We start from the raw sequence: 23,560 nt of genomic DNA on the forward strand, positions 1-23,560 counted from the left end.
CAATGCTAGGTCACATTCGCTCGACTGGGACGATGGAGAGGTGCCCGAATCTCATGACCCCCGCGCCGAACACCGCCGGTTGTACCCGCGTGTGACCAGTTTCCGCTCCCGCCGGGGCGCGTTGACTCCGTCACAACAACGAGCGATGGACGAGATGTGGCCGACGATCGGGCGGGACATCCCTCCGGCACGTCCCGTCGACGGTGCGCCCGACGCCGCGGGCTTCCCCGCCCCGTCCCATCCGCTGGACGCCCCGGCCTGGTTCGGGCGCACCGCGCCGCTGATCGTGGAGATCGGATGCGGCACCGGGACCTCGACGGTGGCGATGGCCGAGGTCGAGCCGGAACGCGATGTGCTGGCCGTCGAGGTCTATCTGCCGGGCATCGCCCAGCTGGTGGGCGGCGTGCAGCGCCAGGGCCTGACCAATGTGCGGGTGGTGCGCGGCGACGGCGTCGCGGTGCTCGAGGACATGATCGAGCCCGGCTCGCTGGAGGGCGTGCGGGTGTACTTCCCGGACCCCTGGCCGAAGGCCCGGCACCACAAGCGCCGGCTGCTGCAACCGCGGATGTTCTCGCTGATCGCGGACCGGCTGCGTGTCGGAGGAATTCTCCACGTGGCCACTGATCATGCAGACTATGCGGAGGCGATCGCGGAGGTCGCGCCGAGTGAGCCGCTGCTGCGGCGCCTGGAACTGCCTCCACGGCTCGCCGACGCGAACCTGCCGATCAGTGTGGACCGGCCGGTCACGAAGTTCCAGGACAAGGCCGCACAGGTGGGCCGCGAGATCCACGAGTTCGTGTGGGAACGGGTCGTGGGGGAAGGAGACACGCAGTGACCTCTCCCGACGTATCGACCCTTGACCCCGCCAAACGGGTCCTGCTGGTCTGGGACGCGCCGAACCTCGACATGGGGCTCGGCTCGATCCTGGGCGGCCGTCCGACGGCCGCGCACCGTCCGCGTTTCGACGCGCTCGGCCGGTGGCTCCTGGAGTACACCACCACCCTGGAATCGGATACCGACAGCCGGCTCGAGCCCGAGGCCACCGTCTTCACCAATATCGCGCCCGGCACCGCCGACGTGGTGCGTCCCTGGGTCGAGGCCCTGCGGAACGTGGGCTACGCGGTGTTCGCCAAGCCCAAGGTCGACGAGGACAGCGATGTCGACGCCGACATGCTCGATCACATCGAGGTACGGCGCTACCGCCCGGGTCTCGGCGGGCTGCTGGTGGCCTCGGCCGACGGCCAGGCCTTCCGCGAACCGCTGGAGGAGATCGCCGCCACCGGGGTCCCGGTAAAGGTACTCGGGTTCCGTGAGCACGCCGCCTGGGCGCTGCAGTCCCCTACTCTGGAGTTCGTTGATCTCGAAGACATCGCCGGGGTGTTCCGCGAGCCGCTGCCACGTGTGAGCCTCGATTCGCTGCCCGACGAGGGTGCGTGGCTGCAGCCGTTCCGCCCCCTGTCTTCGCTACTTTCGAGTCGTGCCTGAGTTCGGGCCCGGCCACCGGAAAGGAATTTTCGCTTGTTCGCAGCGATAGGGCGCTTCTCGTACGCGTTCCGATACACGATCATCGCGGTCCTGTTCGTCTCGATCGCCGCCACCGGCGTCTGGGGCTTCCTCGGTCTCGGCTCGAAGACCAAGATGAACGGCCTCTACGACGAGAAGAGCGATTCGGTCGCCGCGTCGAAACTGACGGACGAGGCCAATGGCCGGTTCGCGCAGTCCGACATCCTGGTGCTGGTGAAGGCCGCCGACGGCAAGAAGGTCACCGACGCAGAGGTGAAGGACTCCGTCGAAAGCGCACGGACCAAAATCCTCGATCAGTTCGCCAAGGGACCGGACGCGAAGCTGTACGGCGCGGATGCAGAGAACACCTCGATGCGCCCGGCCAGCTACACGACGCTCCCCGCGGCCGACAATCCGTTCGTCCGCAACGAGGCCAACGGCGAGTCGTGGGGCTTCTTCACGCTGCCGCTCAAATCGAACGACGACACGCAACGCGGCCTTGATTGGGCGGATATCCGGGAGCCGATCCGGGACATTCTGAAGACCCAGGCCGACGGGAAATTCGAAGCCAGATTCGCCGGCCTCGTACCGGTGACATCCGAGGTCACCGAGGGCGTTCAGCGCGATCAGAAGAAGGCGGAGCTCATCGCCCTGCCGCTCGTCGCAATCGTGTTGTTCTTCGTGTACGGCGGCATCGTGGCGGCAGTGCTGCCGATGATCATCGGTGTGATGACGATCGGCGCATCGATGGCGATCGCCTCCGTCCTCGCACAATTCATGGAAGTCAACCTGTTCGTCGGACCGATCATCTCGCTGATCGGCCTGGGCATCGCGCACGACTACGGCTTGTTCATGGTGTCCCGGTTCAGAGAGGAACTGGACGAGGGGTACGACACACCGACCGCGGTCAGACGCACGGTGATGACGGCGGGCCGCACCATCGTGATGTCCTCCCTGCTGATCGTGGGCGCGCTCGCGTGTCTGTACATCTCGCCGCTGGGCCTGCTCACCTCGATGGCCACCGGCGCGCTGCTGGGCGTGTTCATCGCGGCGCTCCTGTCGCTGGTGCTGCTGCCCGCGATGCTCGCCGTGCTCGGCCCGCGCGTGTTCGCGCTGAGCTTCCACTGGTTCCTCACCATCTTCGACAAGTGGAAGCTGCCACTGATCGGCGGCATCATCCACTGGGCCGCGGAGAAGACCGGTAAGCCGAAGACCAAGGCCAATATCGAGAACGGCATGTGGGGCAAGGTGACCGATGCGGTCATGCGCAAGCCCATCGCCTACACGGTCGGTGTGGTCACCCTCCTGCTGGCGATCACCATTCCGGTAATCGGCCTGCAGTTCGGCGGTATCTCGCAGACCTACCTGCCGCCCACCAACGAGACGCGGCAGGCGCAGGACAAGTTCTTCGAGACCTTCCCGGCGTATACCGGTCAGTCGATTCAGATCGTGTTCACCAATGCCGATGACGCCCAGATCAAGCAGGTGCTCGACGAGGCGAACAAGATTCCCGGATTCGTCCACACCGATCCGGCCGATCGCAATTCAAGCCGCTTCAGCCCCCCGACTGCAGCGGTCGCGACCGCCAAGTCCGATGGCTCCCCGCTCCAGATCCGGGGCGAAGGGCCCGAGGTCAAGGTCCGTACCTCCAACGGCAACCTCCAGGATCCGAACGACACCAAGGCTGTCAGTCAGGCCGTGGAGCAGATCCGCGGCATCACGATGGACGGTGCGGACGCCAGCAAGGGCGTCGGGTTCATGGTCGGCGGCATGCCGACGCTGCAGAACGACTCGATCGACTCGATGCTCGGGAAGTTGCCGCTACTCATGGGGCTGTTGGTCGTGGTGACCACGCTGATGATGTTCCTGGCGTTCGGATCGCTGGTGCTGCCGATCAAGGCGGTGCTGATGTCGATCCTGTCGCTGGGTTCCACCCTGGGCTTCCTCACCTGGATGTTCGTGGACGGGCACGGCGGCTCGATCTTCAACTTCTCCGGCGGCCCACTGATGGCGCCGGTGCTCGTGCTGGTGATCGCGGTGGTCTTCGGTCTCAGTACCGACTACGAGGTGTTCGTGATCTCCCGGATGATCGAGGAGAGAGCCGCGGGAGCCACCACGGTGCAGAGCATCCGCGCCGGCACCGCGAACACCGGCCGGATCATCACCGCGGCTGCGATTCTGCTGGCCTGCGTCGCCGCGGCCTTCGCCACATCCGATCTGGTGATGATGAAGTACGTCTCGTTCGGCCTGATGTTCGCGCTGCTCATCGACGCCACCGTGGTCCGCATGGTGCTGGTGCCCGCGGTGATGAAGCTGCTGGGCGACGACTGCTGGTGGGCGCCCGAGTGGATGCGCAAGATCCAGAACGCGATCGGTCTCGGCGAGACGGCACTGCCGGCGGAGACCCGCGACGGTCGCCCGCTCGCATCGGTGCGGCCCGCTACGGCCGTGCCCGGCCGCGCGGCTCCGCAGAAGGTCGGGGCCGGAGTGCCACTCGTCGCCGGAGCGCTCGGCAGCGCGGATTCGCGGCCGATCCCGGACAGCGCGGCCGACCCGAACGCACCGTCGAACAACGAGCGCCCGTCGTCGCCGACCCCGATCGGCCACCGTCGTCAGGGACCGCCGCCCGGCGGGCAGCCGCCCACGGGACAGCCGCCGCGTCCGTCGGCCCCGATGCAGCGGCCGCCGCAGGATCCGCGCAGTTACCCGCAGCAGGTTCCGGGCCAGCAGCGTCGCCCCGGTCCTCCGCCGCAGGGCCCGGGTCCGCGTGGCCCGCAGGGCCCGTACGGCGCACCGGGACAGGGCGGCGGACCGCGTCCGAGCGGACCGATGCCGCGCCAGCAGCGTCCGGGCGGACCGGGTGGCCCCGGCGGGCCGCGACCGCCGTACCCGCCCCGGCCGCAGGGCCCCGGCGCACCGGGCGGCCCACGCCCGGGTCCGCGTCCGTTCCCCGGACCGTCCGGTGAGGGAAGCCACCCGCACGCGCAGCGCGACCGGGACGAATAGCGAAGAACGGAGCCCCGCAGGAGAATTCCTGCGGGGCTCCGTCGTCTTCGCGGTGGGTCAGGCCTTCGGCTTGGGATCCGCCTTAGGGGCAGCGGCGGCGGGCTTGGCCGCCGGCTTCGGTGCCTCCGTCTTAGGAGCCTCCGCCTTGGGCGCGGCGGCCTTCGGGGCCTCCGTCTTGGGGGCGTCCGCCTTGGGCGCGGCCTTCGCGGCATCGGTCTTCGCGGCGTCCGGCTTGGCGGCCGGCTTCGCATCGGTCTTGGCGGCGGGCTTCGTCTTGACGCCCTTGACGGCGGCGATATCGGCCTGCACGTTCGCCGCGGTCGACTTCACATCACCGTCGAGCTTGGAGCCCGCCGACTTGAGGTTCGACACGCCCTCGGTGACCTCTTTACCGGCGGACTTGACGTTGCTGACGTCGTCGACGATCTGCGTCTTCTCGTCGGAGGCCCGGCCGGCCGCGCCCCGCGCCTGCTTGGCCCCGTTGATCAACTCACCGATCTTCTTGACCAGCACCTTGCCCTGCTCGAACGTGCTCACGACGGCACCTCTCCCGAAAGAATGTTGGATAGCAACCATCTCACGGTTGGCGGCGCGCTGCCACCCTTGTCTTCACCGTGGCTTCATCCACGGTCGCGGGTCAGGCGTCGTCGTCCTTGCTGGTATCGAGGCCCGCGCGACCCTCGTCGGGGCTCGTGCGGCCCTCATCGGCCGCCGCGCGCTTGGCGGCCTGCCGCATCTCCAGGCCGTCGCTCACGGCGTCGCCGATCTCGCGGGCCACATCGGCGACGGCGGTGGTGATGATCGTGGCGATCCGGCCCACCCGGATGGCCGTCGATTCGACGGCCTCCTGGGCCAGGTCCTTACGCCGCTCGAACTTGCCCACGATGCACCACCCCGTCCGTCGACCTTCGACTAGGCAGTCACCATCTCACGGGCGGCGGCGCGCTGCCAGCCCGCCTGCGCGAGCGCCTTCTTCGCGGCGTCCTCGGCCTTGGCCCGCTCGATGGTGACGGCCAGCTCGGGCTCCTGCTTGGTCCAGCTGTTGGGCAGCGAGAGCTTGGCGATCTTCTTCCAGGTGGAGCCGAGCTGCGCGCGCAGCGAACCCGTGTTGTAGGGCAGGCCGTGCTCCTCGCACACCGCGCGCACCTCGGCGGCGATCTCCGGGTAGCGGTTGGCCGGGATATCGGGGAACAGGTGGTGCTCGATCTGGAAGCTGAGGTTACCGCTCATGATGTGGAAGAGCTTGCCGCCGTCGATGTTCGCGGAGCCGAGCATCTGCCGCACGTACCACTCGCCCTTGGTCTCGTTCGCGGTCTCCTCCTTGGTGAAGGTCTGCACGCCCGAGGGGAAGTGCCCGCAGAAGATGATCGAGTAGGTCCACAGGTTGCGGATCAGGTTGGCGGAGACGTTGCCCGCGAAGGTGAGCGGGAACAGCGGCCCGGTGAGCAGCGGGAACAACACGTAATCCTTGAGCACCTGGCGGCCGGCCTTGCGCCGCATGCCGCGCACCAGGTCCTTGATGTCCGACCACTTGCGCTCGCCCTTGACGATCCGCTCGGCCTCGAGGTCGTGCAGCATGACGCCCCACTGGAAGAACACCATGAGCGCGCTCGCGTAGGCGAGGTTGCCCAGGTAGTAGGGGTGCCACTTCTGCTCGGGGGCCATGCGCAGGATGCCGTAGCCGATGTCGCGGTCCATATCGAGGACGTTGGTGAAGGTGTGGTGCAGGTAGTTGTGGCTGTGCTTCCACTGATCGGCGGGGCACACGGTGTCCCACTCGAACTCGCGGGAGTTCAGGCCCGGTTCGCGCATCCAGTCGTACTGGCCGTGCATCACGTTGTGGCCGATCTCCATGTTGTCCAGGATCTTCGACACACCGAGCGAGCCGACGGCCAGCGGCCACAGCGGCGGGAGGTACATCATGGCGCGGCCGGCGATCTCGAAACCGCGCTGGGCCCGGACGATGGAATAGATGTACTCGCGGTCCTTCTCGCCGAGGTCGTTGAGAATCCGGGTGCGGATGGCATCAAAGCGCTCGCCGATGGCCTCGACCTGCTCGGCGGTGAGGGTGATGTGCTCGGTCATGGTGTGTCCCTTCCGTTCATGGTGGGTTCTAGAGCGCGATCTCGACGTCGCCGACGGGAGCGCTGATGCAGAGCTGGATGTGCTGGTCGGGCTCGGAATCGGCCTCGCCCGTGAGGATGTTGGTGGTGCAGCCGGATTTGCGGACGGCGGTGCAGGAAAAGCAGATGCCCATGCGGCAGCCGCTCTCCGGGAACAGTCCCGAGGATTCGGCCTGATCGAGGATGGTGCGGCCGTCGTTGTCGACCTCGGTGCCCGACTCGCTGAACCGCAGGGTGCCGGTGGCGTCCTCCGACGGTGCCGCGGCCGCGGGCGGGGTGAACTCCTCGACCCGCAGCTCGACGCCGGCATCGGCGTAGAGCTCCTTGGCGGTCTCCAGCAGCGCGGCGGGGCCGCACGCGAAGCCCACGTCGCCGAAATCGGCGAGGTGTTCGGCGCCCAGGTGGCGGCCACCGGAACGCGTGTACACGTAGGTCACCGACACTCCGGGGCGGCGGGCGAGAAGGTCCAGCTCGGCGCGATAGGGGTTGTCGGCGGCATCCCGGCAGAAGTGCAGCAGGTCGACGGTGCCGGTGTGGTTCTCATCGACGAGCGTGCGCAAGATCGAGAGCACGGGTGTAATGCCGCTGCCGCCACTGATGAGGCGGATCCGGCCGGGGCGGTCCCCCGGTTCGCCGGGCAGCGTGAAGGTGCCGGTCGCCGGGGTGAGTCCCAGGACGTCGCCGACGGCGAGGTTCTCGCGCAGGTGCTTGGACACCGTGCCGTCGGCATCGGCGGTCACGGTGAACTCGAGGTCGCCGCCGGCGTGCTGCGAGCCCGCGGGCGAGAAGCATCGGGTCTGGCGGACACCGTCGAGAACGACGCTGACCTGGATGAACTGTCCGGCCTGGAAGCCGGTGAACTGACGCGTGGGGGTCACGGTGAAGGTGACCGAGCGGTCGGTGCGCCGGCTGACGGCGGTCACCCGGCCGCGGATCTCGGTCCACGTGACCATCGGGTCGACGAGCTCGAGGTAGCGATCCACGGCGTGCGGGGTCAGCACGGCCTCGATGACGTTTCCGGCAATTCGAGTGAAGCGGCTCATGGCTGCGTTTCTCCGTTCAGTGCACGCTTGTACACTGACAGTGTGCACCAACCCGGGCACATCCCGTCAAGGAGTTGATCGGTGACCTCCGCCACAGCGGTTTCGGCGCACACGGATACACTGAAACCCATGCCCCGTCCGCCTACCCGTGCCGTCGAACGGCACACCCCGGGTCCGACGCGGGCCGAGGCCAAGGAGCGCACCCGCCAGGCCCTGTTGGACGAGGCATTGGCGCTCGCCGGTGAACGGGCGTTCGCCAGCCTCTCGCTGCGCGAGGTGGCCAAGGCCGCCGGCGTGGTGCCCACCGCCTTCTACCGGCATTTCGCCTCGATGGACGACCTCGGGGTCACCCTGGTCGAGGACGCGATGCGGGTGCTGCGCCGCATGCTCCGCGAGGGACGCCGCGAGGGTGTGGCCCCGAGCGGCGAGGAGGCGGTGCGGATCGTCGCCCGTCAGGCCCGCACCAACGACGCCGAGTTCCAGTTCCTGGTGCGCGAGCGGTACGGCGGCTCGCCCGAGCTGCAGCGCGCCATCGACGTGGAGCTGCGCCTGTTCGCCAAGGACCTCACCCACGACCTGTCGCGGATCCCCGCGCTGGCCGAGTGGAGCGTCGAGGACCTCGACATGATCGCCGACCTCTACGTGACCATCATCCTGGGCTTCGTCGCCGAGCTGGTGCGCATCGACCCGCGCAACACGCGCGACGAGAACGAGCTGATCGACCGCACACGGCGCCAACTCACCGTGGTGGCGCTCGGGCTGGGCGCGTACCGGCCGCGCGAGCGGTAGCAGTTCACCCGGTCGCCACGCGACGATTACCTGCGTCCGCTAACTTCCTAGTCATGCGTACCGCAACCCGCACCGCGGGGGTGCTCCTGGTGGCCCTCGGCCTGAGCACGGCCGTGAGCACCGTCCCCTCCGCCTCCGCCGCCCTGCCCACCTGCGCGCTGTCCTCGCTGCCCTCCCAGGCCGCCGACACCGTGGACCTCATCCATCAGGGCGGACCGTTCCCGTACCCGCGCAACGACGGGGTCGTCTTCCAGAACCGCGAGGGGATCCTCCCGGCGAAGGCCTCGGGGTACTACCACGAGTACACCGTGCCCACGCCGGGCTCCTCCACGCGCGGCGCGCGCCGGATCGTGACCGGCGGAACGCCGCTGACCTCGCCCCCGAACTGGTACTACACCGGCGACCACTACTCCTCCTTCTGCATCGTGACGGGAGTCTGACGTGAGCACGACCTACACCGTGGACGGGCGCCGCGTCACCGACCGCGACAGCTTCTACTCCGAACTCGGCCGGGCGGTGAACGGGCCGGGCGGCTACTTCGGCGGCAACCTCGACGCCCTGGTCGACTGCCTGCGTGGAGGCTTCGGCACGCCCGAGGACGAGCCCTTCGGCTTCCGGATCACGCACGCCGACGATGTGCGCGCCGCGCTCGGCCCGAAGCTCTACAACGAGGTGGTCGACGTCTTCGCCACCTCGGGCGTTCCGCTCAAGACCAGCTGACCCGGCGACGAATCGGGCTGCCACCCGGCGACTTCCCGCATCCGCGCCGCCGCCGCCCGACGGTGCCGGACAATCGCTGGCATGACCGAAACCACTCGCAGCGAGCACGATCTGCTCGGCGACATCGACGTTCCCGCTGACGCCTACTACGGCGCGCACACCGCGCGCGCCCTGCTGAACTTCCCGATCACGGGTATCCCGATCGCCACGCACACCCACCTGGTGAACGCCCTCGCCTGTGTGAAACAGGCTGCGGCGGAGGCGAATCGTCAGCTCGGCGTGCTGTCCGACGAGCGGACCGAGGCGATCGCCGCGGCGTGCGAGCGCATCCGCGGCGGTGCGCTGCACGAGTGGTTCGTGGTGGACACCATCGCCGGCGGGGCCGGCACCTCGACCAACATGAACGCCAACGAGGTGATCGCCAACGCCGCGCTGGAACACCTCGGGCGGCCCCGCGGCGATTACGCCACGGTGCATCCGCTCGACCACGTGAATCTGGGGCAGAGCACCAACGACGTGTATCCCACCGCGATCAAGATCGCGCTGATCACCCAGCTGCGCGAACTGCAGGAGGCGCTGACCGGGCTGCGGGCCGAGTTCGCCGCGAAATCGGAGGAGTTCGCGGGCATCGTCAAAATGGGCCGCACGCAGTTGCAGGACGCCGTTCCGATGACGCTGGGCCAGGAATTCGGCGCCTTCGCCACCACGCTCGGTGAGGACATCGTGCGGTTGCAGGAGGCCACGCGGCTGCTGCACGAGCTCAACATCGGCGGCACGGCGATCGGCACCGCCCTCAATTCGCATCCCGGCTACCGCGCCAAGGTGATCGAGCGGCTGCGCGAGATCACCGGCATCTACGAGCTTATCGGGGCCACGGATCTCATCGAGGCCACCGCCGATGTGGGCGTCTTCGTGCAACTGTCCGGGGTGCTCAAGCGGATCGCCGTGAAGCTGTCCAAGACCTGCAACGATCTGCGGCTGCTGTCCTCGGGGCCGCGCGCGGGGCTCAACGAGATCCACCTGCCCGCGGTGCAGGCCGGATCGTCGATCATGCCCGGCAAGGTGAACCCGGTGATCCCGGAGGTGGTGAATCAGATCGCCTACGAGGTGATCGGGCACGACGTGACCATCACGATGGCGGCGGAGGGAGGGCAGTTGCAGCTCAACGCCTTCGAGCCGATCATCGCCCGCTCGCTGGTCGAGTCGATCAGTCACCTCACCCGCGGCGCGCAGGTGCTCGGAGAGCGCTGCGTGGCCGGGATCACCGCGAACACCGCGCGGCTGGAGCAGTCGGTGGCTGAGTCGATCGGTGTGGTCACAGCGCTGAGCCCCAGCATCGGCTACGCCGCGGCCACCTCGGTGGCGGCGCAGGCGCTGGAGGAGGGGCGCGGCGTGGTCGAGATCGTGCGCGAGCGCGGCCTGCTGGACGAGGCGACGTTGGAATCGCTGCTGAGCCCCGAGTACCTCACCGGCCATCCGCCGCACGCGCTGCAGCCGCACTCCCCCGAGGCTCGGGATTGACCCTTGTCAGATACCCCTAGGGGGTATATGTTCGGTCGTATGGACCACAGCAGGATGAATCACGGAACGATGGACCGTGCGGCGATGGATCACGGGAATCACGCGGATCACACCGCAATGGATCACGCCGCCACCGACCACGCCGGTCATGCCGGCGCGGATCACGGTCCGGGCGGCCACGGCGGCGAGCACGCCGGCCACAGCGGGCACGGCGGCCGCGGCGGCGGGCACGGCGATCACGTGGCGCAGTTCCGGCGCCTGTTCTGGATCATGCTGGTACTCGCCGTGCCGGTGGTCGGACTGTCCGACATGTTCGCGATGATCCTCGGCTACACGCTGCCGGATGTGCCGGGCCGCGAGTGGGTCTCGCCGATCCTCGGCACCGTGATGTACGTCTGGGGCGGCCGCCCCTTCCTCACCGGGGCGGTCTCCGAGATCAAGGCCCGCCGGCCCGGGATGATGCTGCTGATCGGCCTGGCGATCACCGTGGCCTTCGTGGCCTCGTGGGGCGCCAGCCTGGGCCTGCTGCACCACCAGCTCGACTTCTGGTGGGAACTGGCGCTGCTCATCGTGATCATGCTGCTGGGCCACTGGATCGAGATGCGCTCGCTGGCCCAGACCACCTCGGCCCTCGACTCCCTGGCGGCCCTGCTGCCCGACGAGGCCGAACGCGTCGAGGACGGCGGGATCGTCACCGTGGCACCGTCGGAGCTGCGGGTGGGCGACGTGGTGGTGGTGCGCCCCGGCGGCAGTGTGCCCGCCGACGGCGAGGTGGTCGAGGGCCGCGCCGCGATGGACGAGTCGATGATCACCGGCGAATCGCAGACGGTGGATCGCGCCGTGGGCGATACGGTCACGGCCGGCACCGTGGCCACGGACTCCGGGCTGCGCGTACGGGTCACCGCCACCGGCGACGACACCGCGCTCGCGGGCATCGGGCGGCTGGTGGAGCAGGCGCAGAACTCCACCTCGCGGGCGCAGGCCCTCGCCGACCGGGCCGCCGGCTGGCTGTTCTGGTACGCGCTGGGCGCGGGCGCGCTCACGGCGGCGGTGTGGACCATCCTGGGCGAACCCGATCAGGCGGTGATCCGCACCATCACCGTGCTGGTGATCGCGTGCCCCCACGCGCTCGGCCTGGCGATCCCGCTCGTGGTGTCGATCGCCACCGAGCGGGCCGCGAAAGCCGGTGTGCTGATCAAGGACCGGATGGCGCTCGAGACCATGCGCACCGTGGACACGGTGCTCTTCGACAAGACCGGTACCCTCACCCGCGGCGAGCCCGTGGTGACCGAGATCGAGGGCGGCGACGAGGTGCTCGCACTGGCCGCGGCAGCGGAGGCCGATAGCGAGCACCCGCTCGCCAAGGCGATCGTGCGCGCCGCCCGGGACCGCGGGCTCGCCGTCCCCGCCGCCACCGGCTTCACCAGTTCGCCCGCGGTGGGCGTCACCGCGACCGTCGCCGGGTCGACGATCCGCGTCGGCGGGCCGCACCTGCTGGCGGAGGAGGGCGCGCAGGAGCTCGCCGTGGCGGATACCTGGCGCGAGCGGGGCGCGATCATCCTGCACGTGCTGCGCGACGGTGCCGTGATCGGCGCCCTGGCCCTGGCCGACGAGGTGCGCCCCGAATCGCGTGAGGCCGTCGACGCCCTGCACGCCTTGGGCATTGAGGTGGTGATGATCACCGGCGACGCCGAGGCGGTCGCGAACGCGGTGGCCCGCGATCTCGGCATCGACCGGGTCTACGCGGGCGTGCGGCCCGAGGACAAGGCCGCGAGGGTGGCCGAGCTGCAGGGTGAGACCCGCATCGTCGCCATGGTGGGCGACGGCGTGAACGACGCCCCCGCGCTGGCGCAGGCGAACGTGGGCCTGGCGATCGGCGCGGGCACGGATGTGGCGATCGCCTCCGCCGGGGTGATCCTGGCCGGCGACGATCCGCGGTCGGTGCTGTCGGTGATCGAACTGTCCAAGGCCTCGTACCGCAAGATGAAGCAGAACCTCTGGTGGGCTGCGGGATACAACCTGATCTCGGTGCCGCTGGCCGCGGGCGTGCTGGCCCCGATCGGGTTCATCCTGCCGATGTCGGTGGGCGCGATCCTGATGTCGCTGTCCACCGTGGTGGTGGCGCTCAACGCGCAGCTGCTGCGCCGGCTGGACCTGCGGCCGGAGACCGTGACCCGGAAGGTGCTGCAGCGCAGCTAGTCCAGGCCGTTCTCCAGGGCGTACCGCGCGAGCTCCACTCGGTTCCCGAGTTGGAGCTTGCGCAGTGTCGCCTGCACGTGATTCTCCACGGTGCGATGGCTCAGATGCAGGCGGCTGGCGATCTGCTTGGCCGACAGCCCCTTCGCCACCAGTCGCAGCACCTCCGTCTCCCGCGGCGTGAGCTGCGGACCGGCCGGTTCCGGTTCGGCGGCCATCCGCCGGAACTCGCCGAGCACGAGGCCCGCGAGACCGGGCGTGAACACCGGCTGGTGCGCCGCGGTCGCCCGGACCGCGGCCACCAGCTCCTCGGCGGAGGCACTTTTGACGAGATAGCCGGAGGCACCGGCCTTCACGGCCTCCACCACGTCCTCCCGCTCATCGGACGCCGAGAGGATGAGGACGGCGGCCCTCGGCGCGTGCTGCAGCACCAGCGCGGTTCCCGCGGCGCCGTCACCGTCGGGCAGCGACATGTCCATCAGCACCACGGTGGGCTGCACGGCACCGGCGATCCGCCCCGCGGCCGCCACCGAATCGGCCGTGCCGGCCACGGTGAAGCCGCGCGCCTCCAGGTCGCGGGCCACGGCGTCGCGCCACATCGGGTGATCGTCGACCACCAGCACGCGGATCGCCGCATCGTCTAGTTCCGAGGAATCCACAGTTCCCACTCCACCCCTTCTCCGATGTCGGTGGTGAGTTCGGCGCGGCCGCCCAACTCGCGCATCCGCCCCACGATCGACTCCGACACGCCCAGTCTGCCCTCCGCGCGGGCCTCGTCGAGCCGTCCGGGCGCGATTCCCGCACCGTCGTCCCGCACGGTGACCAGCACCGCCTCCCCCACGTCCTCCACCAGCAGGTAGGCCTTCACCCCCGGGCCCGCGTGCCGGGCCGTGTTGTCGAGCGCGTTGCGCACCGCGGCCGCGACCTCCGCAGCCGCACCGGCCGGCAGCGTCACGGGCCCACCGGGTTCGGCCAGGGTCACCGGGCTCTCCGCGGCCGTGGCCAGCGGACGCAGCAGGTCGCGCAGGTCGACGGTGCCGACCTCCTCGTCGGGCCCGCCCCCGTCCGGGCCCTCCGCGATCAGCCGGCGCAGGGCCCGTTCCTGCTGCGCCGCGAGCTCACCGAGCGCCGTCGCCTGCCCGCCGAGCTCGGCGCACCGTCGGGCCAGGAAGGCGAGGGCCTGCAACACCCCGTCGTGCACCTCGCGGGCCAGCCGCTCCCGGGCCCGCGCCTCCGCTGCCACCCGTTCCGCCGCCCGCAACTGCTCCCGCGACTGCGTGGCCACCCGCGCCGCCACCCCGAGCCCCAGCCCCACCGACATCAGCACCGGGTAATTCGCGTCCCGCAGCGTGCCCTCGGGGAAGACACCGCGGTAGATCGCGTTCACCGCGGCGATCGCGATGCCGCCGATCAACCCCGCGACGGGACCGCCGAGGATCGCCGCCGAGACCACCGGGTTGGTCAGCCACAGCGTGGTCGGCAGCGCCTGGTTGTACTGGGTGAATCCGGGCGAGGCCACCAGCCAGGTGCACAGGGTGAGCGTCGCAGCGACCACGAACTCCCCGCCCACGAACCATCGGGTACGCCCGAATCCGCGCACGTAGGCGACACCGGCCAGCACGCTGGAGGCCACCACCAGCCCCATCAGCACCGAGCTCCAGCCGATCCGCTCGTACCGGCCGGCCTCGTCGATGTGGCGTCCCACCGCGTAGATCACCGAGATGGCGCGGAAGTACTGGGCACCGCGCCACAGCGGGGCCCGCGGGTCGTCGTCGCTCGGCCGGGGCTGCTGCGCCCGACCCACCGGCACGACGCGCCGCAGCCGGGACACGGTGCCATCCATGTGCCCACGGTATCCGGTGAGTAGGCTGACGCCGATCGTCCTGGAAAACGCGGGGCGGAGTACGGCGCGCACGCGCACACGAACGGGCAGGACGGTGATGAGCGACCGCGATTCGACCGACCCGGACGAGCCGACGCAGAAGAGCTCCGACGAGGCGACTGCAGACGACGGGGCCACCACCCCGGAGACCAGTGACGGCGACGACGCGAAAACCTCGGTGATCACCCGGGAACGACTGAAGTGGGTGCGCCGGGCCGTCCTGGTCCTGATCGCGGCGATCCTGGCCTTCGAGGCCGTGTACTTCTGGCCCACGGTCTCCAAATCGCTGCGCGAACTGCGCCACATCCAGTGGGAATGGGTGATCGCCTGCGTGATCGCGGTGTGGTTCTCGTTCGACTCGTACGCACAGGTCACCCGGGTGCTGCTGCGCTCCGCGGGGGTCAAGGTCAAGCAGATGCAGGTGCTGGGGCTGCAGTTCGCCTCGAACGCGGTCTCGCAGTCGCTCCCCGGCGGGCAGGTGCTGGCGCCCACGCTGGTGTACCGGCGCACCCGCATGTGGGGTGCCTCGCGGGTGGTCGCGGCCTGGCAGATCGTGATGAGCGGCCTGCTCATGTCGGCCGGTCTCGCCGTTCTGGGCCTGGTGGGCGGCCTGCTCGCGGGCGCCAAGACCAGCCCGTACTCCGTGATCTTCTCGGTGGCCCTGCTCGTGGTCTTCCTCGTGATGATGCAGTACGTGGCCTCGCACCCCGACGGCCTGTACGTGGTGGGTGCCCGGCTCATCCGCTGGGTCAACGACCTGCGGAACAAGCCCGAGGACACGGGGCTCGCGCGGTGGAAGGAGATCCTCGACCAGCTCCAGGCCGTGAAGCTCAGCCGCCGGTACGGCGTGGAGGCCTTCGGCTGGTCGCTGTTCAACTGGGTCGCCGATGTGGCCTGCCTCGCCTTCGCCTGCTACGCCGTGGGCGACGCCCCGGCCCTCGCCGCCCTGGCCGGCGCGTACGCGGCGTCGAAGGTGGTCAACACCATCAGCCCGATCCCGGGCGGCCTCGGGCTCGTCGAAGCGGCCCTGGTCCCGGCGCTGGTGCTGGCGGGGATGCCCGCGAGCCAGGCGCTCACCGCGACCATCCTGTACCGGCTCATCAGCTACCTGCTGGTGGTGGTCATCGGGTGGATCGTGTTCTTCGTCAGCTACCGCGACACCATGGACGTCGACCCCGATGCCGTCGCGGAGCCCGCCGCGGGCGGCGACGAGTCGAAGAGCACCGGCGCCGCGCAGGCCCCGGCCACGCTCGACGACGAGCCGCCCGGCGCAGCTCCCCCACCGCAGACCCCGCCACCTGCGTCTTAAGCGGTCCACAACCGGGCGAGAAGTACTGCCCGGCATCGTCTTCCTCGTGAGCGGGTTACCCGCACGCTCACACCGCGTCCCTGGGGGGAGGGACGAGGGGGGAATCAGGGGGAGAAGGCCCGGCCGGGGCGCGTCTGGGAGGACCGCGTCCCGGCCGAGTGCCGTTCCGAGACGAGCCCGAGAGCATCGTCGAGCGCACCGGCGGGACCTCGCCCGCGAACCGCCGTACGGGAATGATCTACGGTGGAGATCATGCGAATTCCGGTCATCGCCGCAGTCGACGCAGTGCTCGTGGTGCTGTTCGCGACCATCGGACGGTTCAACCACGGCGAGTCGCTCTCGCCCGCCGGCATCGGCGAGACCGCCTGGCCCTTCCTGTTGGCGCTCGCGGTGGGCTGGGCCTTCGCCTACGTGCTCTCCGCGATCCGCGGCCACGAGCCCGGCCAGGCACAGACCTTCGCCCCCGGCCGGGTATTCCCCGAGGGCGTGATCATCTGGGTGTCCACCGTCGCCGTCGGCATGACCGCCCGCGGCCTGCTCACCAATGACGGCGTGCAGGTCAGCTTCGTGATCGTGGCCGCGATCGTGCTCGCCGTCTTCCTGCTGGGCTGGCGCGCCATCGCCCAGGTGGTGCTGTCGCGTCGCTCCGCCGCGGTCGGCGACTGACGCGCTACTGCTTGAGGTACGAGCCCGCGATCTGCAGCGAACCGCTGCCGGAGCGCTCGCCGGTCACCATCACCGCGAAGGCCTGGTCGCCGCGGTAGCCGATGAACCAGCCGGGGCCCTCGGGACCGTTGGTGCCCACCAGGCCCTTGGCCTTGGTCGCGACCAGATCGCTGCCGTCGCCGGACGGCGACACGGTGGCGTCCATCTTGGCGCGCACCGCCTTGAGGATCTTCTCGTCCACATCACCCATCGGCGCGCTCGGGACCGCGGTCTGCCCCTGCACCACGAAGGGCGCGGTGGTCTTGCCCTTGGCGATCGCGGAGGCGAACACGGCCAGCCCGAAGGGCGTGGCCTTCATGGTGTCGGCGCCCAGTTCGGCGGCCTGCCGGCCCCCGGTGCCGGGCAGTTCGGCGGTCACCGTCGTGACCCCGGGCATCGCGAAATCGGTGCCCAGCCCGAGCGGTGAGAGCAGCTTGGCCTGTTTGCCGGTGTCGTTGCCCGCAGCCGCGTTCACCTCGGAGTACAGCGGCGCGAGCACCGGCCCGGTGGTGGACAGTCCCGTGAGCGCCCAGCTCGGCGAGGTGGTGCTGGCCTGGTTGTTCTGCGCGGCCGCCAGCACGGCGCCGCTGCCGATGGAGATCACCACCATCGCCGCGGGCTGTCCGAGCTGGACCACGGCGTTCTCGGCAGCGAGCTGGACCTTGGGGTCCATCGCCGCCTTCAGGTCCGGTCCGGGCGGGCCCTGGAAGCCGACCACCTGCGTGGGCGGCTTGCCGTCGGTGACCAGTTGCACCGCCCACCCCGCGGTGGCGTCCCGGTTCGCCTGCCAGGAGCCCTTGATCCCGTCGAAGAGCGGCGAGAACAGCTGCCGGTTCGCGATCAGCAGATCGGGGGCCGGTGTGTCGCGCAGTCCGGGAACGGCTTTCAGCTTGTCCTCGAGCACCGCGTAGTCGTCGCCGCGCAGGTCCACGACGGGCACGGGCTTGCCCGGATCGGCCTTCGCCTTGGCGGCGAGGCTCTCCGGGGTCACGAGCGGGGCCACGGGCGCGACGATGTTCGCGACCCGGGTGAGGCTGTCGGTGAGGTTCTTGGTCTGCGCCGGATCGACGGTGAGCTTGTGCACGGTGCCCGCGAACATGAGCTCGGAGTTGTCGCGCGCGGAGACCTTCGGCGGCTTGGCGTCGGTGCGGATCTGCCGGATCGACGTGCCCGGGGCCAGCCCGGGGGCCAGCACCGCGGGGTCCCAGGAGATGCGCCAGCCGATCGACAAGTTCGACGCACTGCCCTTGGTGGTGTACTCCCAGTCGCGGCCCTTGCCGAAATTCCACTCGGTCTTGAGATCGAAGGTGGCGCTGCCGCCGGAGTAGCGCTGCACGTTCTGCGCCTTCACCGAGACCTTCTCGGGGCGCATGTCCCGCAGGGTGCGGCCGATCACGTCGCTGGCGGCGTCGGGCGAGGAGGTGAAGCCGGCGGCGGCCACGGCGTTGCGCTCACCGATCGCCGCGGCGTAGCCGTCGAGGACCTTCCGGACATCGGCGGTCTGGTCGTCGCCGCAGGCGATGAGCGTGGTCAGCAGCAGGGTGACCAGCGCGGCAGCACCGGTGCCTCGCGCCACGCTCGGTCTCACATCGTCTCCCACCTGCCGCACCACGGTCGTCGCCATTCCTGACGCCGGAGTTTACCCACTTACACGTGGCATCCTTGGGATATGCACCTGCTCGTCCCCGCGGCGGACCGGGCGGCGTCCGAGATGCCCGGAGTTCGATCGCACCATTGCTTCTCGTTCGGCGACCACTACGACCCCGCGAACACCCATCACGGCGTGCTGCTGGCCTGCAACGCCGAGAAGGTCTCGGCGGGTCGCGGATTCGACACGCATCCGCACCGCGCGGTGGAGATCGTCACCTGGGTGCTCGGCGGCGCCCTGGTCCACCAGGACAGCGAGGGCCACGCGGGAATCGTGTACCCGGGCCTCGCGCAGCGGATGAGCGCGGGCACCGGGATCCTGCATTCCGAGCGCAACGACCGCCCGGAGCCCGCCGGCGCGGACGTCCGGTTCGTCCAGATGTGGCTGCTGCCCGACGAGGCGGGCGCGGCACCGTCGTACGAGCAGCGCGAGGTGGGCGACGAGCTGGCGGCGGGCGCTCTGGTGACCGTGGCCTCGGGTGATCCGGCGCGCGATGCGGCGATCCGGATCGGTAGCCGGGGAGCCACGCTGCACGCGGCCCGCCTGCATCCGGGTGCCGTCGTTGACCTCCCGGACGCGCCCTTCGGGCACCTCTACCTCGCCGCGGGGTCCGCCGTCGCCGAGGGCACGGGGCCGCTGTCCGACGGTGACTCGCTGCGCACCGTCGACGACGGTGCGCGGGTGACCGCCGGGGCCGCGGGCGCGGAGCTCCTGTACTGGGAGATGCACGCGCGCCTCGGCGGCTGATCGACCTCCCGGCCCGGGGCGGTCCCCCGCTAGGGCAGCGGCCGGTCCGAGGGGACCACCAGGTAACTCGGCTGCTTCGGGTCGATCAGCACGTGCTGGGGCCGCAGCTGCGTCTCCGCGGTCACGGGGCCCACGGTCATCGCCTTGATCAGGTTGAGCGCGAAGACGTCCACGCGCAGCCGGTGGCCGGGCTTGAGCACCGCGCTCACCGCGTGCGTGCCGATGTCGAGCGGCACCACCTGTCCCGGCTTGACCAGCTCGCGGTCGTCGATGTTGAGCTGGTAGTAGGGCGAGGCGAGATCGCCGTTCGCGGTGCGGATGCTGCGCGATTCGTCGATCTGCCGCAGCGACGTGGTGAGCTGGCCCGAGCTGATCTTCTCCGATCGGCCATCGGGCGAGACATCGGTGACGATCACGCTCCAGTAGGCGTCACGTGCGTCCTGGGTGGTGTTGAGCCGCAGGTTGATCGGCCCCGATATCACGGTGGATTTGTCCACCGGTTTGGACGAGAAGGTGAGCGCGTTCATCTCGGCGACCCGGGTGTCCTTGGTGCATCCGGTGAGCACCAGCAGGCCGAACATGGCCTGGCCGGTGTCGTTGGAGCACAGCGTCGACAGGCCTGGTCCCACGGTGCGCCGCGCCGCGATCTTCGGCGGAGCGGTCTGCAGGCTGTTGTCGCTGAGCGATCCCGGCGCCGACCCCGAGGGCAGGCTGGACAGGTACATGCGCTGGTACTTCTGCGCGGGCTCGGGGAAGGTGTCGCCCTGCCACCAGCCGCCGCCCATCCGGTGCACGGTGACCGGCGAATAGTTGTCGATGCCGTTGTCGATGTCCTTGAGCCACTTGTCGAACCACGCCTTCTGCAGCACGTCGGCGCGCGTCGGCTGGTTCACCCCGCCCATGTCGTTGGTCACGGTGACGTGCGCGGCATCGCCCATGATCAGCTTCTTCTTGCTGGTGGGCAGCGCGCTCAGGTCCTTGGGCAGACGCCATTCGGTGTTGGTGAACAGGTCGTTCCAGGCGCCCAGCGCGAAGGTGGGGGTGGTCACCTTGTCGAGCGGCGTGCGGTAGGCGGCGCGCAGGGGCGAGTTCTTGTCGATCAGCTGCTTGGTGGTGGGGGTCAGTCCCTCCACCGTGGGCGAGAAGACGCCCGACAGCAGCTCGGGAACGAAGACGGCCGGATTCTGCAGCCGGTCCTGCAGCCACTTCCAGTCGAAGGTGCCGTTGAGCAGCGACCGCAGATCGGGGATGAACTTGAGCACGTTCACGATGGCCAGCCAGGGGCCGAGGAAGCCCACGCCGAGGCCGCCGCCGGGCGCCACGATGTCGGCGGCGATATCGGCACCCGGCACCACGGGGAACAGCGCCTGCAGGCCCTCCGGGTTCTTCGACGCCACCTGCAACTGGTTGATCGCGGAGTACGAGACGCCCGACATGCCCATGCGGCCGTTGGTCCAGCTCTGCTTGCGCACCCAGTCGAGCACCTCGACGGTGTCCTTCTGCTCGCGACTACCGAAGACGTCCCACTTCCCCTGCGAGTTGCCGGTGCCGCGCACGTCCACCACCACCTGGGTGTAGCCGCTCTGCACCAGCTTCTGGTCCACGGTGAAGGTGTTGAGCATGCCGCCGTTGAGCACGTTGCGCAGGTCGTCGACGCCGCCGATGGGGGTGCCCGAGAAGTTGAGCATGTTCAGCACGCCGACGAGCGCCGGGTAGAGCACCGGCACGTTGGTCATCACTGTGGCGACGGTGCTGACGAACTTGGTGTACGGCGTCATGTTCACGATCGCCGGGGTCTTGGTGTCGATCGGCTTCCCCGCGGCGTCCGCGGGGCGGAAGATGTTGGCCCGCAGCACCGTGCCGTCGGACATCCGGATCGGCACGTCCCATTCCGTGGCCATCCGCGGGTACTGGCTGGGGCCGTCGTGCGAGGCGATCCACTCGGGGTTGATCATCCCGGCCACGCCGGGTCCGGGCTTCCAGGGTTCGGCGGCGGCGGGTGCCGCCGCGATCGGGATCGCGCCGCCTGCGATCACGATGATCGCAGCGGTCAGGAGGGCGGTCGCGGCCCGGCTCAGTCGGGTCAGCCTCATCTGTTCTCCCCGGTCGTCACGAACCCACGTTGCGGATTCCGGTATCGATGAGCACCGTAACCGAGACTCCCGTCACACGAGAATGTTCGCTAGCTTTCCATCTCACACACTGAGATCGCCGAACAACTGGCAGGATGGGCGAGTGACCAGCGACAGCGCACTCGACCTCAGTTTCGTCGACTCCGACATCCGCGTGCAGGACGATCTGTTCGGGCACGTCAACGGAAAGTGGCTGGACAGCCACGAGATCCCGGCGGACCGCTCCACCGACGGCGCCTTCTACGCACTGCGCGATGCGGCGGAGTTGCACGTGAAGGAGATCGTCGAGGCGGCCGCGTCCGATGCAGCGGCCTCGGGCGATGCCGCCAAGATCGGCGACCTGTACGCCAGCTTCATGGACACCGCCGCGATCGAGGCCGCGGGCGTCACGCCGGTGGCCGACGAGATCGCCGAGATCCGCTGGACCGACTCCCCCGCCGATCTGGTGACGGTGCTGGGCCGGTTGCAGCGCACCGGGGTCGGCGGCCTGCTCGGCTACTACGTGGACACCGACGCCAAACGCTCGGACCGGTACCTGGTGCAGCTCACGCAGAGCGGGCTGTCGCTGCCCGACGAGGCCTACTACCGCGAGGAGCAGTACGCGCCGGTCCGGGAGAAGTTCACCGCGCACGTGGCGGACACCTTCCGGCTCGCGACGCGCCTGTCCCCCGGCGTGCTGGAGGGGATCGTGCCCGCGGGCGAGGAGGATGCGGCTGCCGCCGCCGTCCTCGATCTGGAGACGGCCATCGCGGCCGGACACTGGAACGTGGTGGACCGTCGCGACGCGGACAAGTCGTACAACCTGCGCACCCTGGCCGACCTCGACGCCCAGGCGCCCGGCCTGCACCTGTCCGGCTGGACCGCGGCGCTCACCTCCGCGGACGCCTTCGCCGAGGTCAATGTGCGGCAGCCCTCGTTCGCGACGCACGCCGCCGCGCTGCTCACCGACCGGCCGCTGGCGCAGTGGCGCACCTGGCTCGCGTGGCGGGTGCTGCGGGCCCGCAGCCCGTACCTGTCCGACGAGGTGGTCGCGACCAGCTTCGCGTTCTACGGCACCACGCTGACGGGTGCCACGGAGAACCGGGAGCGGTGGAAGCGCGGCGTCGGCCTCGTCGAGGAGCACCTCGGCTTCGCGGTCGGTGAGCTGTACACCGCGCGGCACTTCCCCGCCGATTCCAAGGCGCGCATGCAGGCCCTCGTCGACGATCTGGTGGAGGCCTACCGCCGGCGGATCACCGACCTGGAGTGGATGACGCCGGCCACCCGGGTGCGGGCGCTGGAGAAGCTGGGCAAGTTCACGCCGAAGATCGGCTACCCCGATTCCGCGCGCGACTACTCGGCGCTGGAGATCCGCCGAGACGACCTGCTGGGCAACGTGCGCCGCGGCAACGCCGCCGAACACGACCGGGAGTTCGCGAAGATCGGCGCCCCCGTCGATCGCGATGAATGGTTCATGACCCCGCAGACGGTGAACGCCTACTACAACCCTGGCATGAACGAGATCGTCTTCCCGGCGGCCATCCTGCAGCCGCCCTTCTTCGCGCCCACGGCCGACGATGCGGTGAACTTCGGCGGGATCGGGGCCGTGATCGGCCACGAGATCGGCCACGGCTTCGATGATCAGGGCGCGAAGTACGACGGTGACGGCAACCTCGAGGACTGGTGGACCGATACCGACCGCGCCGAATTCGGCGAGCGCACCCGCGCCCTGATCGAGCAGTACGACGCGCTTACCCCGCGGGAACTGGACGCCGATTCCGAGCACCACGTCAACGGCGGTTTCACCGTCGGCGAGAACATCGGCGACCTGGGCGGCCTCGGCATCGCCCTGGTGGCCTACGGGATCGCGCGGGAGCGGGAGGGCGGCACCGTCGACGATGCGTCCACCGAGGTCGACGGCCTTTCCGGGTTGCAGCGGGTGTTCTACAGCTGGGGCCAGATCTGGCGCGGCAAGAGTCGCCCCGAGGAGGCGATCCGACGGCTGGCCATCGACCCGCATTCGCCTCCGGAGTTCCGGTGCAATGCCATCGCCAGCAACCTGGACGCGTTCTACGCCGCCTTCGGCGTCACGGACGGGGACGCCCTGTTTCTGGCCCCTGAGCGCCGCGTCTCGATATGGTGATTACTGATCGGTAGCGATTCTGTAGCAAACTGCCGATTGAGAGAACAGCCGTCCAGCAGCCGGCGGACTTACCACGTACGTAGTCCCGCACCCCAGATCGAGGTGCGGAGAACG

Annotated in this window: 20 protein-coding genes; 12 read left to right on the forward strand and 8 right to left on the reverse strand. The window is 69.6% G+C overall.

The features are described from left to right. Positions 1–40 precede the first annotated feature (40 nt). From trmB to ABD108_RS18775, 3 genes are read left to right on the forward strand one after another with little or no spacing between them, the layout of a single operon-like run. A complete protein-coding gene (gene trmB, locus ABD108_RS18765; RefSeq protein ID WP_220656896.1) occupies positions 41–835 on the forward strand; it encodes a tRNA (guanosine(46)-N7)-methyltransferase TrmB in 795 nt (264 codons plus the stop codon). After that, positions 832–1,485: an NYN domain-containing protein gene (locus tag ABD108_RS18770; protein WP_255585567.1), complete on the forward strand. Its 654-nt coding sequence runs from the start codon at positions 832–834 to the stop codon at positions 1,483–1,485. The genes trmB and ABD108_RS18770 overlap by 4 nt, the downstream gene beginning before the upstream one ends. 33 nt (positions 1,486–1,518) lie before the next feature. Next, positions 1,519–4,509 (forward strand): MMPL family transporter, encoded by a 2,991-nt coding sequence (locus ABD108_RS18775; RefSeq protein WP_220656898.1) that lies wholly within the window; start codon positions 1,519–1,521, stop codon positions 4,507–4,509. Between the two features lie 57 nt (positions 4,510–4,566). Here ABD108_RS18775 and ABD108_RS18780 read toward each other — a convergent pair whose 3' ends face one another. The 4 genes from ABD108_RS18780 to ABD108_RS18795 all read right to left on the reverse strand — a co-directional run bounded on the left by ABD108_RS18780 (position 4,567) and on the right by ABD108_RS18795 (position 7,675). After that, positions 4,567–5,046, reverse strand: coding sequence for a hypothetical protein (locus tag ABD108_RS18780; RefSeq protein WP_305110360.1), 480 nt, complete (start codon positions 5,044–5,046; stop codon positions 4,567–4,569). 100 nt (positions 5,047–5,146) lie between these two features. Continuing rightward, a complete protein-coding gene (locus ABD108_RS18785; protein ID WP_343931064.1) occupies positions 5,147–5,392 on the reverse strand; it encodes a hypothetical protein in 246 nt (81 codons plus the stop codon). 29 nt (positions 5,393–5,421) lie between these two features. Continuing rightward, positions 5,422–6,594, reverse strand: a complete 1,173-nt coding sequence (locus ABD108_RS18790; protein WP_220656900.1) for a fatty acid desaturase family protein — start codon at positions 6,592–6,594, stop codon at positions 5,422–5,424. Positions 6,595–6,622: 28 nt separating this feature from the next. Beyond that, the gene (locus ABD108_RS18795) at positions 6,623–7,675 is read right to left on the reverse strand and encodes a flavin reductase family protein (protein ID WP_220656901.1); all 1,053 of its coding nucleotides are present in this window, start codon (positions 7,673–7,675) and stop codon (positions 6,623–6,625) included. 129 nt (positions 7,676–7,804) lie between these two features. Here ABD108_RS18795 and ABD108_RS18800 point away from each other — a divergent pair, with 129 nt between their 5' ends. The 5 genes from ABD108_RS18800 (at position 7,805) to ABD108_RS18820 (ending at position 12,904) form a co-directional block, all read left to right on the forward strand. Continuing rightward, positions 7,805–8,464, forward strand: a complete 660-nt coding sequence (locus tag ABD108_RS18800; protein ID WP_255585570.1) for a TetR family transcriptional regulator — start codon at positions 7,805–7,807, stop codon at positions 8,462–8,464. Between the two features lie 53 nt (positions 8,465–8,517). Beyond that, positions 8,518–8,904 carry a guanyl-specific ribonuclease gene (locus tag ABD108_RS18805; protein ID WP_343931065.1) on the forward strand — a complete coding sequence of 129 codons (387 nt, stop codon included), beginning with the start codon at positions 8,518–8,520 and terminating at the stop codon, positions 8,902–8,904. A 1-nt stretch (position 8,905) separates the two neighbouring features. Next, positions 8,906–9,184: a barstar family protein gene (locus ABD108_RS18810; RefSeq protein WP_305110364.1), complete on the forward strand. Its 279-nt coding sequence runs from the start codon at positions 8,906–8,908 to the stop codon at positions 9,182–9,184. A gap of 81 nt (positions 9,185–9,265) precedes the next feature. Further along, positions 9,266–10,705 (forward strand): aspartate ammonia-lyase, encoded by a 1,440-nt coding sequence (locus ABD108_RS18815; RefSeq protein ID WP_305110365.1) that lies wholly within the window; start codon positions 9,266–9,268, stop codon positions 10,703–10,705. Between the two features lie 84 nt (positions 10,706–10,789). Continuing rightward, positions 10,790–12,904, forward strand: coding sequence for a copper-translocating P-type ATPase (locus tag ABD108_RS18820; protein ID WP_343931066.1), 2,115 nt, complete (start codon positions 10,790–10,792; stop codon positions 12,902–12,904). Here the strand turns inward: ABD108_RS18820 and ABD108_RS18825 are convergent. After that, entirely contained in the window at positions 12,901–13,569 is a 669-nt protein-coding gene (locus ABD108_RS18825; RefSeq protein ID WP_255585571.1) for a response regulator, read from the reverse strand. The genes ABD108_RS18820 and ABD108_RS18825 overlap by 4 nt on opposite strands. Then, positions 13,542–14,744 (reverse strand): MacS family sensor histidine kinase, encoded by a 1,203-nt coding sequence (gene macS, locus ABD108_RS18830; protein ID WP_343931067.1) that lies wholly within the window; start codon positions 14,742–14,744, stop codon positions 13,542–13,544. Before macS ends, ABD108_RS18825 begins: the two co-directional genes overlap by 28 nt. 97 nt (positions 14,745–14,841) lie before the next feature. Between macS and ABD108_RS18835 the strand changes: the two genes are divergently transcribed. Together ABD108_RS18835 and ABD108_RS18840 are read left to right on the forward strand one after the other, a co-directional pair. Continuing rightward, positions 14,842–16,092, forward strand: coding sequence for a lysylphosphatidylglycerol synthase transmembrane domain-containing protein (locus ABD108_RS18835; RefSeq protein ID WP_255585572.1), 1,251 nt, complete (start codon positions 14,842–14,844; stop codon positions 16,090–16,092). Between the two features lie 252 nt (positions 16,093–16,344). Further along, positions 16,345–16,758 (forward strand): DUF3054 domain-containing protein, encoded by a 414-nt coding sequence (locus tag ABD108_RS18840; protein WP_220656908.1) that lies wholly within the window; start codon positions 16,345–16,347, stop codon positions 16,756–16,758. Positions 16,759–16,762: 4 nt separating this feature from the next. Here the strand turns inward: ABD108_RS18840 and ABD108_RS18845 are convergent, their stop codons facing one another. After that, a complete protein-coding gene (locus tag ABD108_RS18845; protein WP_343931068.1) occupies positions 16,763–18,421 on the reverse strand; it encodes an NTF2-like N-terminal transpeptidase domain-containing protein in 1,659 nt (552 codons plus the stop codon). 45 nt (positions 18,422–18,466) lie between these two features. Here ABD108_RS18845 and ABD108_RS18850 point away from each other — a divergent pair, with 45 nt between their 5' ends. Next, positions 18,467–19,192: a pirin family protein gene (locus ABD108_RS18850; RefSeq protein ID WP_343931069.1), complete on the forward strand. Its 726-nt coding sequence runs from the start codon at positions 18,467–18,469 to the stop codon at positions 19,190–19,192. 29 nt (positions 19,193–19,221) lie between these two features. Here ABD108_RS18850 and ABD108_RS18855 read toward each other — a convergent pair whose 3' ends face one another. Beyond that, a complete protein-coding gene (locus tag ABD108_RS18855) occupies positions 19,222–21,285 on the reverse strand; it encodes a CocE/NonD family hydrolase (RefSeq protein WP_343931071.1) in 2,064 nt (687 codons plus the stop codon). A 142-nt stretch (positions 21,286–21,427) separates the two neighbouring features. Between ABD108_RS18855 and ABD108_RS18860 the strand changes: the two genes are divergently transcribed. Further along, the gene (locus ABD108_RS18860) at positions 21,428–23,446 is read left to right on the forward strand and encodes a M13 family metallopeptidase (RefSeq protein WP_343931072.1); all 2,019 of its coding nucleotides are present in this window, start codon (positions 21,428–21,430) and stop codon (positions 23,444–23,446) included. Positions 23,447–23,560 lie beyond the last annotated feature (114 nt).

The sequence above is a fragment of the Tsukamurella strandjordii genome (assembly GCF_039525985.1).
Classification (GTDB): domain Bacteria; phylum Actinomycetota; class Actinomycetes; order Mycobacteriales; family Mycobacteriaceae; genus Tsukamurella; species Tsukamurella strandjordii.

Coding starts and splice junctions, on each gene's coding strand:
- ABD108_RS18790 (WP_220656900.1), bottom strand. CDS start 6,594: ATGACCGAGCACATCACCCTCACCGCCGAGCAGGTCGAGGCCATCGGC.
- ABD108_RS18845 (WP_343931068.1), bottom strand. CDS start 18,421: ATGGCGACGACCGTGGTGCGGCAGGTGGGAGACGATGTGAGACCGAGC.
- ABD108_RS18815 (WP_305110365.1), top strand. CDS start 9,266: ATGACCGAAACCACTCGCAGCGAGCACGATCTGCTCGGCGACATCGAC.
- macS (WP_343931067.1), bottom strand. CDS start 14,744: ATGGATGGCACCGTGTCCCGGCTGCGGCGCGTCGTGCCGGTGGGTCGG.
- ABD108_RS18805 (WP_343931065.1), top strand. CDS start 8,518: ATGCGTACCGCAACCCGCACCGCGGGGGTGCTCCTGGTGGCCCTCGGC.
- ABD108_RS18855 (WP_343931071.1), bottom strand. CDS start 21,285: ATGAGGCTGACCCGACTGAGCCGGGCCGCGACCGCCCTCCTGACCGCT.
- ABD108_RS18820 (WP_343931066.1), top strand. CDS start 10,790: ATGGATCACGGGAATCACGCGGATCACACCGCAATGGATCACGCCGCC.
- ABD108_RS18835 (WP_255585572.1), top strand. CDS start 14,842: ATGAGCGACCGCGATTCGACCGACCCGGACGAGCCGACGCAGAAGAGC.
- ABD108_RS18800 (WP_255585570.1), top strand. CDS start 7,805: ATGCCCCGTCCGCCTACCCGTGCCGTCGAACGGCACACCCCGGGTCCG.
- ABD108_RS18850 (WP_343931069.1), top strand. CDS start 18,467: ATGCACCTGCTCGTCCCCGCGGCGGACCGGGCGGCGTCCGAGATGCCC.
- ABD108_RS18795 (WP_220656901.1), bottom strand. CDS start 7,675: ATGAGCCGCTTCACTCGAATTGCCGGAAACGTCATCGAGGCCGTGCTG.
- ABD108_RS18840 (WP_220656908.1), top strand. CDS start 16,345: ATGCGAATTCCGGTCATCGCCGCAGTCGACGCAGTGCTCGTGGTGCTG.